Source organism: Kitasatospora sp. NEAU-69 (genome assembly GCF_057158765.1).
This window is the reverse complement of record NZ_JBWXUE010000005.1, coordinates 166035-181844: the sequence shown is the minus strand read 5'-3', so window position 1 is coordinate 181844 and position 15810 is coordinate 166035. Positions and strand designations below refer to the sequence as shown.

7 protein-coding genes are annotated in these 15810 nt (G+C 73.6%); 4 read left to right on the top strand and 3 right to left on the bottom strand.

Annotation, left to right across the window (positions count from 1 at the left end; translation table 11 throughout):
- The first annotated feature begins 55 nt into the window (after window positions 1-55).
- The 3 genes from AC060L_RS08215 to AC060L_RS08205 are packed head-to-tail and all read left to right on the top strand — an operon-like array spanning window position 56 to window position 2906.
- Window positions 56-877, top strand: a complete 822-nt coding sequence (locus AC060L_RS08215) for a carbohydrate ABC transporter permease (protein ID WP_483797904.1) — start codon at window positions 56-58, stop codon at window positions 875-877.
- The gene (locus AC060L_RS08210; protein WP_483797903.1) at window positions 870-1619 is read left to right on the top strand and encodes an HAD family hydrolase; all 750 of its coding nucleotides are present in this window, start codon (window positions 870-872) and stop codon (window positions 1617-1619) included. The genes AC060L_RS08215 and AC060L_RS08210 overlap by 8 nt, the downstream gene beginning before the upstream one ends.
- Window positions 1620-1631: 12 nt before the next feature.
- Complete coding sequence (locus AC060L_RS08205; RefSeq protein WP_483797902.1) at window positions 1632-2906, top strand: MBL fold metallo-hydrolase; 1275 nt, start codon at window positions 1632-1634, stop codon at window positions 2904-2906.
- Between the two features lie 124 nt (window positions 2907-3030).
- On the opposite strand, the gene AC060L_RS08200 is transcribed toward AC060L_RS08205, so the two are convergent.
- From AC060L_RS08200 to AC060L_RS08190, 3 genes are all read right to left on the bottom strand, one after another.
- Window positions 3031-3633, bottom strand: a complete 603-nt coding sequence (locus AC060L_RS08200; RefSeq protein WP_483797901.1) for a superoxide dismutase — start codon at window positions 3631-3633, stop codon at window positions 3031-3033.
- A gap of 284 nt (window positions 3634-3917) precedes the next feature.
- On the bottom strand, window positions 3918-4466 hold the full coding sequence (locus tag AC060L_RS08195; protein WP_483797900.1) for an RNA polymerase sigma factor: 549 nt from the start codon (window positions 4464-4466) through the stop codon (window positions 3918-3920).
- 144 nt (window positions 4467-4610) lie between these two features.
- Window positions 4611-5924 (bottom strand): phthiocerol/phthiodiolone dimycocerosyl transferase family protein, encoded by a 1314-nt coding sequence (locus AC060L_RS08190; RefSeq protein WP_483797899.1) that lies wholly within the window; start codon window positions 5922-5924, stop codon window positions 4611-4613.
- Between the two features lie 812 nt (window positions 5925-6736).
- On the opposite strand from AC060L_RS08190, the gene AC060L_RS08185 reads away from it, so the two are divergent.
- Window positions 6737-15799 carry an amino acid adenylation domain-containing protein gene (locus AC060L_RS08185; RefSeq protein ID WP_483797898.1) on the top strand — a complete coding sequence of 3021 codons (9063 nt, stop codon included), beginning with the start codon at window positions 6737-6739 and terminating at the stop codon, window positions 15797-15799.
- Window positions 15800-15810: the final 11 nt, after the last annotated feature.

Sequence of the window (15810 nt, the reverse complement as noted above, 5' to 3'; positions counted from 1 at the left end):
CGCCTCCCGTCAGGGAAGGAGGCCGGCCTCCAGCGGAGCCGGCCGCGCCGGGCGAGTGACCGCCCGGCGCGTGCTGGCCCTGCTGATCGGTGCCGCGTTCGTCTTCCCGTTCTACTGGACCGTCGTCATCTCCCTCGGGAAGCCCGGCGAGTTCAGCAACTTCCCGCCGCAGCTCTGGCCGCACTGGCAGTGGTCCAACTGGTCCCGCGCCTGGGATGCGGCTCCGTGGGTGCGGCTGTTCGGCAACACCGTGCTGGTGGCCTGCTGCACGGTGGTGCTCTGCCTGGTGACCTCGGTGCTGGCCGGCTTCGCCTTCGGGGTGCTTCGGTTCCCGGGGAAGAAGGCGCTCACGCTGGTGGTGCTGGCGGTGCTGATGATGCCGGGCACCGTGCTGATCATCCCGGACTACGTGCTGGCCAACGACCTGCACCTGCTGAACACCTACTGGATCCAGATCATCCCCTGGGGCGCCAGCGTCTTCGGGATCTTCCTGGTCCGGCAGTTCTTCCTGTCGATCCCGCAGGAGATCCTCGACGCGGCGTCACTGGACGGTGCCTCCCGGATGCGGGTGCTCTGGTCGATCGGCGTGCCGATGGTGCGCCCGGCACTGTTGATCATCGCGGTCAACGTCTTCCTCGGCTCGTGGAACTCCTACCTGTGGCCCGCCATCATGACCAGCAGCACGATGGACTCGTCCAACACGGTGCAGCCGGTCGAGGTCGGCCTGGCCCTCTTCAACTCGGCCGAGGGCACGGACTACCCCGCGCTGGCGGCGGCCGTCACCTTCACCACCCTTCCCGTCATGGTGTTCTTCCTGGTGCTGCAGCGGCAGTTCATCCGGGGCGCCCTGTCCGCCGCCGGAGGCGTCCGTGGTTGACCGTCAGACCCGCGACCTGCGACCCGTCATCGTCTCCGACTTCGACGGCACGGTGTACCGCAGCGACGATCCGATCCGTTTCTACGCGCGTCAGATCGCCGGCACGCTCGCCTCCGCCGAGGCGGCCCGGTTCCTGGACGTGTTCGAGCGCTACCTGGCCGAGGGTGTCACCGCGGCCGACAGCGCCGCCGACCCGGCCGAGGCCGCGCTGCTGAGCGGGGCCGAGGACGGCTGGGGCGTGGTCCAGGCGCTCGCCACCGAGTACCGGATCAACCCCGACGAAGTCCAGCGGGCCTTCATGGCCAGCCGGATCCACATGCTCGACGAGGCCTGCTCGTTGGAGATCGTCCAGCCGCTGGTGGACCTCTACGCGCAGCTGCGCGGCGAGGTGCGGATCGTGCTGGCCACCAACAGCCCGGCCGAGGGGCTGGCCCCGCTGCTGCAGCGGATGGGCCTGGCCGACGCCTTCGACGAGGTCGTCCCGGGCGCCGCCAAGCCGGTCGGACTGCGCCGCTGGATCGAGGCCGAGCTCACCGGCGGCCCGGCCGCACGGCTCTTCTCGATCGGCGACCACTACCGCAATGACATCGAACCGGCTGCGGCGCTCGGCGCCGCCACCGGTTACATCGACCGATTCGGCCGCGCCGATGGCCCCGCCACCGCGACCGGAGCACGTGCCGAGGAGATCCTGCCCGCCATCGCGGCATGGGCGGACTCCTTGTGCAACGCACCATCCAGCTAGGAGACCCTTCTCTTGACCACTGTTGAATTCTGGGGCGGCGTCGGCATCATCGGCTCCAGCAAGATCGTCATCACCGATGGCGGCCACCGGGTCATGCTCGACTTCGGCATGGACGTGCCGATGGGCGCCGACCTGTTCCGCGCCCCGGTGGCGGTGCGGCCCGAGCGCCACCTGGCCCAGCGCCTGCGGATGGGTGCCGCCCCCCGGCTCGGTGGTGTCTACGACCCGGCACTGCTCGACGCCGGTGACCCGCTGGCCGCCGAGCAGCTGCCGACCGCGCTCTTCCTGTCGCACGGTCACATCGACCACTGCGGGCTGGCCGGCTTCGTCCGCCCCGAGGTCCCGGTGCACGCCGCGCCGGAGACGATCGCGATGCTGACCGCGCTGACCGAGGCGGGCGACGGCCTCCCCGGCGGCGACCCGGTCTGGAACCCGCTCGCGGACGAGACCCCGGTCGCGGTGGGCCCGATGACGGTGGAGCGGATCCTCGTCGACCACGACACCCCGGGCGCCAGCGGCTACCTGGTCACCACCAGCGACGGCGTGCTGGCCTTCACGGGCGACATCCGCTTCCATGGCCGGAACCCCGAGCGCTCCTGGCACTTCGCCGACCGCGCCGCCGGCTGCGACCTGCTGGTCACCGAGGGCACCGCCCTGGGCCTGGGCCTGCCGGCCGGCCCGCCGCGCACCGAGGACGACGTGACGGCCGACTTCGCCGCCGCGATCGCCGCGGCCGGCCAGGACCTGGTGCTGCTCGGGATGTACCCGCGGGACCTGGAGCGGGTCGCGGAGTTCATCGAGATCGCCGTCGCCGGTGGACGCCGGATCGTCTGGGGGGACCGGGTCGCGGCCTTCCTGACCGCGGCCGGCATCGAGGGCGTGCTGACCTGGCACGAGGTCGGCCTGGACGGGCTGCGCGCCGAGCCCGGCGCCTACGTCTACCAGCCGGACATCGGCGACCTGCGCAACCTCGCCGAGTTCGCCGAGCTGCCGATCGGGCCCGGCACGGTGTGGCTGCACGCGAACGGCGAGCCGCTCGGGCCCTTCGAGTCGCGCTGGCAGCTGTTCACCGAGTGGCTCGAGGCGCTGTCCGTCCCGCTGCGCCGGATCGGCTCGTTCGGGCACGCCACCGCCGACGACCTGCACGCCATGGTGCACCGGGCGGCCCCGAAGATCGTGGTGCCGATCCACACCCAGGCGCCCGACCTGCTGCACCCGGTCGGTGCCACCGGCCGGCTGATCCCGGAGTACACCCGCGGCTACCGGATGGACGGGCGCGAGGCCTGACGGCCTGTCTGTCGGATCCCTGCTCGTGACGGCCCACGGCCGGCTGCCCGTTCGCGGGTACCGGCCGTGGGCCTTCGTGTGCCGGTGAGGCGCGCGGCGGGTGCGCGCCTCACCGGTGGGGGGGTCAGGAGCCGGAGACGGTGGCGAAGCGGGCGGCCACGTCGGTCCAGTTGACGACGTCCCAGAGCTTCTCGATGTAGTCCGGGCGGACGTTGCGGTACTGCAGGTAGTAGGCGTGCTCCCAGGCGTCGAAGGCGAGCAGCGGGGTGGTGCCCTGGCCGACGTTGCCGTGGTGGTCGTAGACCTGCTCGACGATCAGGCTCTTGCTCAGCGGCTCCCAGGCCAGGATGCCCCAGCCCGAGCCCTGGACGCCCGCGGTGGCGGTGGTGAGCTGCTTGCGGAACGCCTCGAAGCTGCCGAAGTGCTCCTCGATCGCGGTGCCGAGGGCGCCGTCGGGGCGGTCGCCGCCGTCCGGGGAGAGGTTCTCCCAGAAGAGCGAGTGCAGCACGTGGCCGGAGAGGTGGAAGGCGTGCGTCTTCTGCAGGCCGACCAGGCTGCCGAACTCCTGCTTGGCGCGGGCCTCGGCCAGTTGCTCCAGCGTGTCGTTCGCGCCCTTCACGTAGGCCGCGTGGTGCTTGGAGTGGTGCAGCTCCAGGATCTCGGCGCTCATCGCGCGCTCAAGGGCGGAGTAGTCGTACGGAAGGTCAGGCAGTGAGTAGGTGCCCATCGGGACACGGCCCCTTTCGACGGTGCTGGACGATGCTGATCGTGCCGGACTGATCGTGCCGAGGCAACACTATTGCGTATCAGTTGCAATAGCTCAGCAATGCAGCAGCATGTTGGCTGCGGGGCCGGCCCCCGTCAGCTACGGACAGCACTCCCCACGTGGGCGCCTGCCCTTCCTGACTGACGATCGTCTTCCCAACCGGCGCCCGCCGGGACGCACGGGCCGGCCCCGCACCAGCCGTCTCACCCAGCAGTCGTTCGACCCCGTCAGCCGCCGGCCACCAGTTACCGGCCGCCGCAGTGTTCGGGCGGCGGCTGCGGGTGCCAGACGGTCTGGAAGTTGCGGCGCGCCCGGTGCAGCCGGGAGCGGACGGTGCCGACAGGCAGGCCGAGGGTGCGGGCGATCTCGTCCTCGTTCAGGCCGTACACCCCGCGCAGCACGAGGACTTGACGGTGCTGGTCGGTCAGCCGGCTCATCGCGTCCGTGATGTGCACGCCGTCCAGTGGATCACCCTCCACCGCGCGGTCGGTGAGGTCGTCGATCGGGCCCTGACTGAGCCGCCGGGAGGTGCGGACGGCCTCCCGGACGGTCACCGCGCGGACCCAGCCGTAGAAGGCGGTCGGCTCACGCAGTCCGCGGATCCCGCGGAAGATCGCCAGCATCGCCTCCTGCGCGGCGTCCGAGCTGTGCCGCTGGGCTATCGGCAGGCAGAGCCGGCCGACGAACGGTGCGATGTGCAGCAGCAGATCGTTCATGGCCCGGCGGTCCCCGGCCTGGGCGCGGGGTAACAGCACGCTGGCGTCCAGAGCCTGCGGGTCGTACGTCGTGGTCATCTCGGAAGTGCTCCTGAAACTCCGACTGCGGGGTTGGGGGCGCATGGCGGTGCGCACGGCCGGCCGGTGGCGGTCTGCGGGCTGGGGGCACAGCGCACCGGCCGGCCGCCGACGGGCCGTCAAGCCGTCAAGCCGTTGCCACCGTCAGGCCGTGGCCGCCGGCTCCGCCGACAGGTCGCCCAGCGGGTCGCCCAGTGGGTCGCCCAGCGGCGCGAAGCCATCGAGTGTGCGCTGCAGCTCCGTGGCCACGGCGCTCATCTGCTGATCCGTGAAACAGGCCCTGCTGTAAGGGAGTTCGATGCTGAGGCGGCCGTCGAAGGAGACCAAGCAGACCATCACCGGCCCCCGCCCGGCCTGCGGGAAGTAGTTCTCCCGGGCCGGCACCAGCCGCACGTCCGTGATCTCCGCGTTCTCGGGGGCCGGCGGACCCTGGACCGGCCCCATGTTCGTCACGATGACGCTGGTCGCCAGCAGCCCGGGGCGCTCCACCAGCTGCGGCAGGATCCTCAACTCCTGGAAGAAGTCGCCGCGTTCGATGGCCGCGTGCAGGTTGTCGTTGACCTGCCGGGCCAGTGCCAGCGGATCGGTCCGCTCGCCCACCTCGACCACGTCCAGGCAGGAGGAGACGGCCGGCACCATGACCTCCGGCGCCAGCGCCGGGGTCAGCCGCGAGCGCAGGTCCACCGGCGAGAGGCAGCCCAGCGTGGCATCCTGAGGCCCGAGTTGGCGCTGCACGGCGAGCAGCGCGGCCGCCGCGACCAGTCCGTGCACGGAGACGGCCTCGGCCTTGGCCGTCCGGCGCAGCCCGCTGGTCTGCTCGTGCGTCAACAGCAGCCTTCGGACGGTCAGTTCGGGGCCGTCCACGGCAAGCCCGGAGCTCGCCGCCTGGTAGGGCAGGAAGGCGATCTGCCGACCCTGGGCGCGCTCGATCCGGCCCGCCAGGTACGCCTCGGTCTGCTGCTCGGTGACGGCGGGCAGCAACTCGCTCACCGGGGCCGGCCAGGTGTCGTCCTGCTCGGCGACCGGCAGCGGCCGGCCCTCGACGAGTGCCGTGTAACCGCGCCACAGCGCGTTGAAGAGCGCGATCCCGCTGTGCCCGTCGGTGACGGTGTGGTCCACGCTCAGCACCACGGTCTGCTCGCCCTCGCCACGCAGCAGCGCGGCCCGGATCAGCGGACCGCCCACCGGCAGCGGGGTGTTGAACTCCTCGGTGTAGGCGTCCGGCCCGTCCGGCCGGACCACCAGCCGCGGCAACTCGTGCTCGGCCAGCGGCTGCAGGACGAAGGCCTCGCCCTCCCGGGCGATCCGGCAGCGCAGCGAGGGGTGCTCGGCGAGCTTGGCGGCGAAGGCCGCCGCGAGGAGCTCCTCGTCGATGTCACCGCGGACCGCGCAGGAGAGCACGGCACGGCTGCGCTGCGCGACGTAGATCGTCTCGGTGGGACAGAGCGGGCGGTGCATTCGGGCGCCTTTCATCTCTGTGACCCGTCGGGGCGGAAACCCGCTGGGCCGGCGTGCAATCACCGGGGCCGTGCAATCACCGGGGCCGGACGGAACGGCTACCCGGGTGATGGCCTCGACAAACGTTGAAGAAAAAGAAGAACGAGTTAACGACAGCGGCCGCGTATCCGCCGACAACCGGTCCATTCCCGGGGCAGTGACGGATACGAGACGGATACGAGCGGGCGGATACACGGAAGGAGCCCACCGAAGGGGCGCCTGATTCACGATCCCTGCTCATTCAAACGGTATTACCGGCTGGTTCGCAAGGGGCGTCGGGGCACGGTCGATCACCCGAAGTGTGCGGCCGGAATGGGAAATTCCGCCACCGCACGCACACACCCTCAGGTGACATGGAGGTGTACATGGCAGTTCAGAGGCCCTGCCCACCACCTGCGGGACCCCGCCGGGCCCACGGTCGGACGCTGGCCGAACTGCTGCGGTAGTGGCCGGAATCCACCGGATCGGACCCGGCCGAAACAGGACACACGTGTCCGGAATCCTGCACTCCTGCACCAAAGGGTCACTTGACGATCAGTGGACAACTCGTGCAGGGTGCTGACTCGGGGCGGTTCCGCGCCCCGCCACCGAACTCCCGGGTTTCCGGATGTGCCGCACACCGCGGCTTTTCCTCGCCGATGCCTTTCCCAGGGCATCCTCGCGCCTGCGCAACAACCGGATCACACCGGTCGGGCCGACCGTCGCCCTGCGCGGCCGCGGCGCAGGTTCCTCTTTGTCCAGAGAATCGCAGACGCCTACTGAGGGTTGGTTCCATGTCTGTCCACGAGGGCGCCGCACTCCTGCTGTCGGGGGCCCAGGAGGGCCTCTGGTTCGCCCAGCGGCTCGACCCGGCGAACTCCGCCTACAACACCGCCGAGTACGTGGAAATCCACGGACCGATCGACCCGGGACGGTTCGAGGAGGCGCTGCGCCGGACGGTGCGCGAGGCGCAGACCTTCGCGCTGCGCTTCACGGACACGGCCGCCGGCCCCCGCGCCACCCTGCTCGCCGGCAGCGGCACCGATGCGGACGCGTACGCACCCGCCGAAACCGGCCAAAGTGCCGACTGGCCGCTGCGGTTCGTGGACATCAGCGCCGAGGCCGACCCCTACGCGGCGGCGCAGGCCTGGATCGACACCGACCTGGCGACCCCGGCCGACCTCGGCGACGGACCGCTCTTCACCCAGGCGCTCTTCCGCGCCGCGCCCGACCGCTGGTTCTGGTTCCTGCGCGCCCACCACATCCTGCTCGACGGCTACAGCTACAAGCTCGTCGCCCGCCGACTGGCCGAGCTCTACACCGCACTGACGATCGGCCAGGAACCCTCACCCACCCCGTTCCTCCCGGTGAGCCTGCTCCAGGAGGAGGAGGCGGCCTACCGCGCGTCCGAGCGCTTCGAGCGCGACCGCGCGTACTGGACCGGCCGGTTCGGCGACGCGCCCGAGGCACTCGGCCTGACCGAGGCGACCGCCGCACCCGCGCCGAGGTTCCGCCGCGGCACCGTGCTGCTCAGCCAGGCCCAGGCCGAGCGGCTCTCGACTGCCGCCGCACGCCTCGGCGGTACCCGCAACGACCTGCTGCTGGCGGCCGTCGCCGCCTACCTCCACCGCGCCACCGCCGCCCCCGAGGTGGTGCTCGGCGTGCCCACCATGAGCCGGCTCGGCTCGCGGGCCCTGCGCACCCCCGGCACGGCGTCCAACATCCTGCCGCTGCGGCTGGCCGTCACGCCGCGGACCACGGCCGGCGCGCTCGTCGCGGCCGCCACGGCCGAGCTGCGCGACCTGCGCCGCCACCAGCAGTACCGGGTGGAGGACCTGCGCCGGGACCTCAAACTCCTCGGCGGCGCCCGGCGGTTGTACGGCCCGGTGGTCAACCTGATCTCGTTCGACGACGAGCCGACCTTCGGTGGGTTCCGCACCACCTCGCACCACCTGTCCGGCGGCGCCGTCGAGGACCTGCAGATCAACGTGCGGCCCGGGGCCGGCGGTCAGGGCCTGTGGCTCTCCTTCGACGCCAACCCGGCGCTGTACACCGAGGCTGAGCTGACCGAGCACCGGGAGCGGCTGCTGCTCGTGCTGGACCGGCTCGCCGACGCCGAACCCGGCCTGCCGATCGGCCGCCTGGGGATCCTGCGGCCCGGCGAGGACCCGCAGTACGCCGGCCCCGACGCGGTGGTCACCGCACCGGACGCCGTGCTCAGCACCCGCTTCGAGGCCCAGGCCGCCCGCGCCCCGCAGGCCCTCGCGGTCAGCCACGAGGGCAGCACGCTGACCTACGGCGAGCTGAACGCCCGCGCGAACCGGCTGGCCCGCCTGCTGGTGGAGCGCGGCGCCGGACCGGGCACGCTCACGGCGCTCGCGCTGCCACGCGGCACCGACCTCGTCGTCGCCCTGCTCGCCGTGCTCAAGTCCGGCGCCGGCTACCTCCCGCTGGACCCCGCCTACCCGGCCGAGCGCACCCGCGCGGTCGTGCAGGACGCCGAGCCGGTACTGCTGCTGACCGACGCCGCCACGGCCGCGCTGCTGCCGCAGACCGGCGCCGCCACCGTCGTCCTGGGCGAGCCGGCCGTCGACGCCGACCTGGCGGCGCGCCCGAGCGGCGACCTGACCGACGGTGACCGCCGCGCAGCACTCACCCCGGACGCCACTGCCTACGTGATCCACACCTCCGGCTCCACCGGCCGCCCCAAGGGCGTGGTGATCCCGCACGCCAACGTCGTGCGCCTGTTCGAGACCGCAGCGGCGCACTTCACCTTCGGCCCCGAGGACGTCTGGACGCTCTTCCACTCGTACTCCTTCGACTTCTCGGTCTGGGAGCTCTGGGGCGCGCTGCTGCACGGCGGCCGGGTGGTCGTCGTCCCGCACACCACCTCCCGCTCGCCGCAGGAGTTCCTGCAGCTGCTGCGCCGCGAGGCGGTCACCGTGCTCAACCAGACGCCCTCGGCGTTCCGGCAGCTGATCGCGGCGGACCTGGCCGATGACCCGGCGCAGGCCGACGGCACCGAACTTGCGCTCCGCTATGTGGTCTTCGGCGGCGAGGCGCTGGAACCCGCGCTGCTGCGCCCCTGGATCGAGCGGCACGGCGACCGCTCCCCCGCGCTCGTCAACATGTACGGCATCACCGAGACCACCGTGCACGTCACCCACCAGCGACTCGACCGCGAGCTGATCAAGGACCCGCGGCCCCGCAGCCGGATCGGCACCGCGCTGCCGGACCTGCGGGTGTACGTGCTGGACGGCGACCGGCAGCCGGTGCCGCCCGGCTGGGTCGGCGAGATGTACGTGGCCGGCCCCGGGCTGGCCCGCGGCTACCTCGGCGACCCCGGGCTGACCGCACAGCGCTTCGTGCGGAACCCGTTCGACGCGGCGGGCGGCCTGATGTACCGCACCGGCGACCTCGCCCGGCGCGGCGCCGACGGCGTCCTGGAGTACGTCGGGCGCGCGGACCAGCAGGTGAAGATCCGCGGCTTCCGGATCGAGCCCGGCGAGATCGAGGCCGCGCTGGCGAGCCACCCGCAGGTCGCCCAGGCCGCCGTGGTGGCGCGCCGACCCGATGGTGCGCAGGAGAGGATCCTGGTCGGCTACGCCGTCCCCACCCCCGGCGAACGGCCGGACCCCGCCGAACTCCGCGCCCATCTGGCCCGGTTACTGCCCGAGCACATGGTGCCCAGCGCCTGCGTGGTGCTGGACGCGCTGCCGCTGACCGCCAGCGGCAAGCTGGACGCCAGGGCGCTGCCGGCCCCCGACTTCGCCGCCGCGGCCGGCAGCCGCCGCCCGGCCACCGAGTTCGAGGCCCTGGTCTGCCGGCTCTTCGAGGAGTTGCTGAACCTGCCCGCCGACACCGTCGGGGCCGACGACGGCTTCTTCGACCTCGGCGGCCACTCGCTGCTCGCCACCCGCCTGCTGGCCCGGATGCGGACGGCCACCGGCGTCACCGTGCCGATGGCCGAGCTCTTCGCCCGGCCCACCCCGGCCGCGCTCGCCGAGCAGCTCACCCGCTCGGCCGCCGCTTCGGCCGCCGCATCGGCCACCGGCGCCGGCCGCCCGCTCGCCGACCGGCCCCCGCTGGCCCGCGCCGACCGGCCCGACCCGCTGCCGCTCTCCTACGCCCAGCAGAGCATGTGGTTCCTGAACCGGCTGGGCGAGGCGGACGCGACGTACAACATCCCGCTGGTCGCGCCACTGCACGACGCGGTGGACGTCGAAGCGCTGCGGGCCGCGCTGGCCGACCTCGCCGACCGTCACGAGAGCCTGCGCACGCTGCTGCCGGAGACGGCGGGCGTGCCGCGCCAGGAGATCCGGCCGGCGGGCACCCTGCCGCCGCTGCTCCAGGTCGTGGACTGCCCGGGGCAGGAGGTCGCCGCGTACGTCGCCGCCGCACGCCGGCAGCGCTTCGACCTGACCCGGGACGCGCCGCTGCGGGCCTTCCTGTACGGCCCCGGCACCTCGGCGCAGACGCTGGTGCTGGTGCTGCACCACAGCGCCGCCGACGGCTGGTCGCTGCGCCCGCTGGCGCAGGACCTGTCCGCCGCGTACGCCGCCCGGCGGGCCGGCCGGGCCCCGGAGTTCGCCGAACTGCCGGTCCAGTACGCCGACTACGCGCTCTGGCAGCGCTCGCTGTTCGAGACGGCCGAGCCCAGCGGGAGCCATAACCCGAGCCAGAGCCCGATGCACCGTCAGCTCGATTTCTGGCGGGAGGCGCTGAGCGGCCTGCCGGTGGAGACCGCGCTGCCCACCGACCGGGCCCGCCCGCAGGCGCCCGGCGGGCGCGGCGCGCACCTCACCATCGACGTCGCACCCGAGCTGCACCGCGAGCTGCTGCGGCTCGCCGCCGAGGCCGGCGCGAGCCTGTTCATGGTGCTGCAGAGCGCGCTCGCCGCGCTGCTCACCGGGTGGGGCGCCGGCACCGACCTGGCGATCGGCACGCCGGTGGCCGGCCGCACCGACCAGGCCGCCGACGAGCTGATCGGCCTGCTGGCCAACTCGCTGGTGCTGCGCACCGACACCTCGGGCGACCCGGACTTCCGCAGCCTGCTCGCCCGGGTGCTGGCCTTCGACCTGGCCGCCTACGACCACCAGGACCTGCCGTTCGACCGGCTGGTCGAGGAGGTCAACCCGGCCCGCAGCCCGGCCAGGCACCCGCTCTTCCAGGTGATGCTCGCGCTGCAGAACGCCTCCGTGGCGGTGCTGCGGCTCGATGCCGACGAGGTCCCGCTGCGGCCCAGTGCCACCGGCACCGCGAAGTTCGACCTCTTCCTCGACGTGACGGAGCGCCAGGGCGCCAACGGCTCCCCGGACGGCCTCTCCTGCCACCTGGAGTACAGCGCGGACCTGTTCGACCACGACACCGTGCAGCGGCTGGCCCAGGCGCTGCACGGCCTGCTGGCCGCCGTCGCGGCCGACGCCGACCTGCCGATCAGCGCGCTGCCGGCACCGCGTCCGCAGGCCGTCGAAAACCGGACCACCGACGGCTCGACCACCGACGGCTCGACCGCTGACGGATCGGCGGCGGCCTTCGACCCGCAGCCGCTGGAGCGCGAGTTGCTCACCCGCCCCGGCATCCGGGACGCCCAGGTACTCACGCCGGCCACCCGGCCCGGCCGGCCGGTCGTGCTCGCCGTGCCGACCCGGGCCGGCGCGACCGAGCAGGCCGCCCGCGACCTGCGGAGCACCGACGCCGTGGGGTCCGGTCCCCGGGTGGCCGCCGTGACGGCGCTGCCGCTGCGCCCGGACGGCACGCTCGACGCCGCCGCACTCGCCGAGCTCGCCGTGGTCGATGGCGAGAGCGCCGAGCGCTGGCAGCGCGAACTCGCCGGGCTGCCCGGCGTGCACGCGGTGACCGTGACGCTCGAAGAGGTCGCCGAACCGCTCGGCCGCCGCTCGATGCCGCAGGCCCCGGCCCGCCGCCCGCAGTCCACGCAGGACGGCCCGACGGCCACCGAGCAGACGCCCACCGACCGACCGGCCGCCGTCCCCGCGCTCAGCGAGGGGCCGCCGCTGCCCGAGCCGACCGTGCCCGACTGGGCGCACGCGCTGCGCCGGGCCGCGCGCGGCGGCGAGCACGCCGAGGTGGTGCACGTCCGCGCCGACGGCAGCGAGACCCGGCGCAGCTACGCCTCGCTGATCGAGGAGGCCTCCCGCACGCTCGGCGGCCTGCGCGCGCTCGGCCTGCGCGCCGGAGACCAGGTGATCCTCCAGTGCGAGGACACCGAGGACTTCCTGGCCGCGCTCTGGGGCTGCGTACTCGGCGGCATCGTCGCGGTCCCGCTGACCGTCCCGGTCTCGTACGGCGCGCCGTCCGCGCCGCTGGCGAAGCTGGAGGGGGTCTGGCAGATGCTGGACCGCCCCTGGATCATCACCTCCACCCCGGGCGAGCCGGGCCTGCGCGCCCTGGCCGAGGAGCGCGGCTGGCCCGAGCTGCGGCTGACCACGGTGGACGGGCTGCGCGAGGGCCCGGCCGATGCCGACTGGCACCCGGCGCAGCCGGACGACGTGATCCTGATGCTGCTGACCTCCGGCAGCACCGGCCTGCCGAAGGCGGTCCGGCTCAGCCACCGCAACGTGCTGACCCGCGCGGCGGCGACCACCGTGCTCAACTCGCTGACCGAGCGGGACGTCTCGCTCAACTGGATCCCGCTCGACCACGTCACCGGCGTGGTGATGTTCCACCTGCGCGACGTGTACCTCGGCTGCCGCCAAGTCCACGCGCCGACCTCCTGGATCCTGGAGGACCCGCTGCGCTGGTACGACCTGGCCGACCGGCACCGGGTCAGCGTCACCTGGGCGCCGAACTTCGCGTTCGGCCTGGTCGCCGAGCAGGCGCACCGGATGACCGACCGTGGCTGGGACCTCTCCCCGATGCGCCTGGTGATGAACGCCGGCGAGGTGGTGGTCGCCGCGACCGCCCGGCGCTACCTGGAGGTGCTCAAGCCGTTCGGCCTGCCGCAGGACGTGATGCACCCGTGCTGGGGCATGTCGGAGACCTCCTCGGTGGTCACCGACACGATCCTGGCGGCCACCGAACAGCCCGGCGAGCAGCACTTCGTCAGCTGCGGCCTGCCCTACCCCGGCTTCGCGATGCGGATCGTGGACGAGCAGGACCAGCTGGTGACCGAGGGCACCGCCGGGCGCCTCCAGGTGCGCGGCAGCACCGTGACGGCGGGCTACCACGACAACCCGAAGGCGAACGCCGAGTCGTTCACCGCCGAGGGCTGGTTCGAGACCGGCGACCTGGCCTTCCTGCAGGCGGGCGAGCTGTACATCACCGGCCGTGCCAAGGACGTCATCATCGTCAACGGCGTCAACCACTACAGCCACGAGATAGAGTCCTGCGTCGAGGAACTCCCGTTCGTGGTCCGCAGTTTCACCGCCGCCTGCGCCGTGCGCAGCGACCCCTCCGCGGGCACCGACGAACTCGCGCTCTTCGTCCACCTGGCGGACGGTCAGGACGTCGCCGAGGCGCTGCGCGCGATCCGCGGCAAGGTCACCCGGGAGATCGGGGTCAGCCCGAGGCACCTGATGGTGGTCGAGGCGGCGACGATCCCCAAGACCGAGATCGGCAAGATCCAGCGCACCCAGCTGCGCAAGCGCTTCGAGGCCGGCGAGTTCGACGAGGCCGCGCAGGCCTCCGAGGCGCTGCTCGGCACCGCGCCGAGCGTGCCCGACTGGTTCCTGCGCCCGGTCTGGCGGCCCGCCGAGCGCGGCCACGCCGTCGCCGTGCCCGGTCACACGCTCGTCCTGGCCGGCCGGCACGACGCGGCCGCCGAGATCGCCGGGGCGATCGCGGCCCGGCTGCGCGAGCACGGCGGGCTGTGCACGGTCGTGACCGCCGGGGCGGAGTTCCAGCGCGGCGACGCGGCCCGCTACCGGCTGCGCGCCGTGCAGAGCGAGGACTACGTCCGGCTGCTCGACGCGCTGGCCGCCGACGGCCGCCCGCTGGACGCCGTGCTGCACCTGGGCACGCTCGGCGCGGCGGGCGGCGAACCGCCCACCGCCGAGGCGCTGTTGGCGGCCCAGGCGGACGGCGCCGACGCGCTGCTCGGCCTGGCCCGCGCGCTGGCCACCCGGACCGCCGGGCAGCGGCCGGTCACCGTGCGCTTCGTCACCGCCGGCGGGCAGCGCGTCCACGACGGCGACCGGCCCGACTACACGCACGGCGCGGCGGCCGGGCTGCTCAGGAGCCTCAGCGAGGAGCTGCCCTGGCTGCGCACCGCCCAGCTGGACCTGCCGCCCGGCACCGGCACCGCCGGTACCAGCACCAGCATCGAGGAGAGCGCACAGCTGCTGTTCGCCGAGACCTGCGGCCCGGTGGCCGACACCGACGTGGCCTTCCGTGACGGCCGCCGCTGGGTGCGGCGCCTCGCCCCGCTGCCGGACGCGCTGCCGCGCACCGCACCCGCAGGGCCCGCCACGCCCGCCACGCCGCAGCGCGAGGGCTTCCTGCTGGTCACCGGCGGACTCAGCGGCGTGGCCGGGCGGCTGGCGGACCATCTGCTGGACACGCCGGGCACCAGGCTGCTGCTGGTCGGCCGCACCCCGCTGCCGAGCGAGGACAGCTGGGCCAAGCACCTCGCCGAAGGCGGCCCGCTGGCCGGCCGGATCGAGACCTACCAGCGCCTGCGGGCCCGTGGCGAGGTGCGCTACGAGAGCGCCGACGTCACCGACCTGGCCCGGCTGCGCGAGGTGGTGGAGCAGGCGGCCCGCGACTGGGCCGCGCCGCCGGCCGGGATCCTGCACCTGGCCGGGCAGTTCGAGCAGCGGGCGGTGGCGGACCTCAGCCTCCCGGAGTGGCGGGCGACCCTCGCCCCCAAGCTGGTCGGCGGCTGGAACCTGCACCGGCTCGCCCGCGAGTACGGCGCCGGTTCGTTCGTCTCCTTCTCCTCGGTCAACGGCTACTTCGGCGGCTCGATGAGCGGGGCGTACGCGGCGGGCAACGCGTTCCTGGACGCGCTGGCCGGCCACCAGCGCAGCACCGGCCTGGACGCCCAGGCGCTCGCCTGGAGCATCTGGGACGCGCTGGGCACGAGCGCCGGCTTCGGCCTCACCTCGCTGGCCCAGGCCCGCGGCTACCAGGTGCTGGCGGCCGACGCCGGGCTGCGCTCCTTCGAGCTGGCCCGGACCCTGGACGAGTCGCACGTGCTGATCGGGGTGGACCGCACCGCGCCCTGGGTGCGCAGCCACCTGGACGCTCCGGCCCGCCCGGTGCACCGGCTGGCCGGCCGGGTGCTGCTCGCGGACGGCGCCGACCTGGGCGAGCTCTACCTGGCCGCCCGGGAGCACGCCCGCGCCGCCGGGGTCGGCGACGGCTGGGTGCTGCGCGCCGCCGGCTCGGCCACGTCCACCGACCCGGCAGCGGGCGGCGCCGGGGCCGGTACCGGTGCCGGGGCCGCGTCCACGGACGAGAGGCTGCGGCAGCTGGAGCAGACACTGGCCGGGATCTGGGGCCGGGTGCTGGAGCGCGACCAAGTGGGCGCCGAGGACAACTTCTTCGACCTCGGCGGCCACTCGCTGCTGCTGGTGCGAGCGCAGGGCGCGGTCAACGAGGCGCTCGGCTCCGACCTGAGTGTGGTGGACCTGTTCAGCCACCCCAACGTCCGCTCGCTGGCCCGCCACCTCCTGACGCTGCTGCCCGCGCTGCCATCCGAAGCACCCTCCGAAACACCGTCGGCAACGCCGCCCGCGGCACCACGCGACGCCCCGACGAGCGGGATCGACCGCGCTCGCGAACGGGCGCAGCGCCAGCGGACGGCCCGTTCCGCGAAGCGGCCCGCCCCGCAGCACCGGCCCACCGAGCAGACCCAGCAGACCCAGCAGGAAGACAGGCAAGACAATGGCTGAACCGACGCAGA

Bases quoted from the DNA above. Each gene is read 5' to 3' on its own strand.
- AC060L_RS08200 (WP_483797901.1), bottom strand. From the start codon at position 3,633: ATGGGCACCTACTCACTGCCTGACCTTCCGTACGACTACTCCGCCCTT.
- AC060L_RS08195 (WP_483797900.1), bottom strand. From the start codon at position 4,466: ATGACCACGACGTACGACCCGCAGGCTCTGGACGCCAGCGTGCTGTTA.
- AC060L_RS08190 (WP_483797899.1), bottom strand. From the start codon at position 5,924: ATGCACCGCCCGCTCTGTCCCACCGAGACGATCTACGTCGCGCAGCGC.
- AC060L_RS08185 (WP_483797898.1), top strand. From the start codon at position 6,737: ATGTCTGTCCACGAGGGCGCCGCACTCCTGCTGTCGGGGGCCCAGGAG.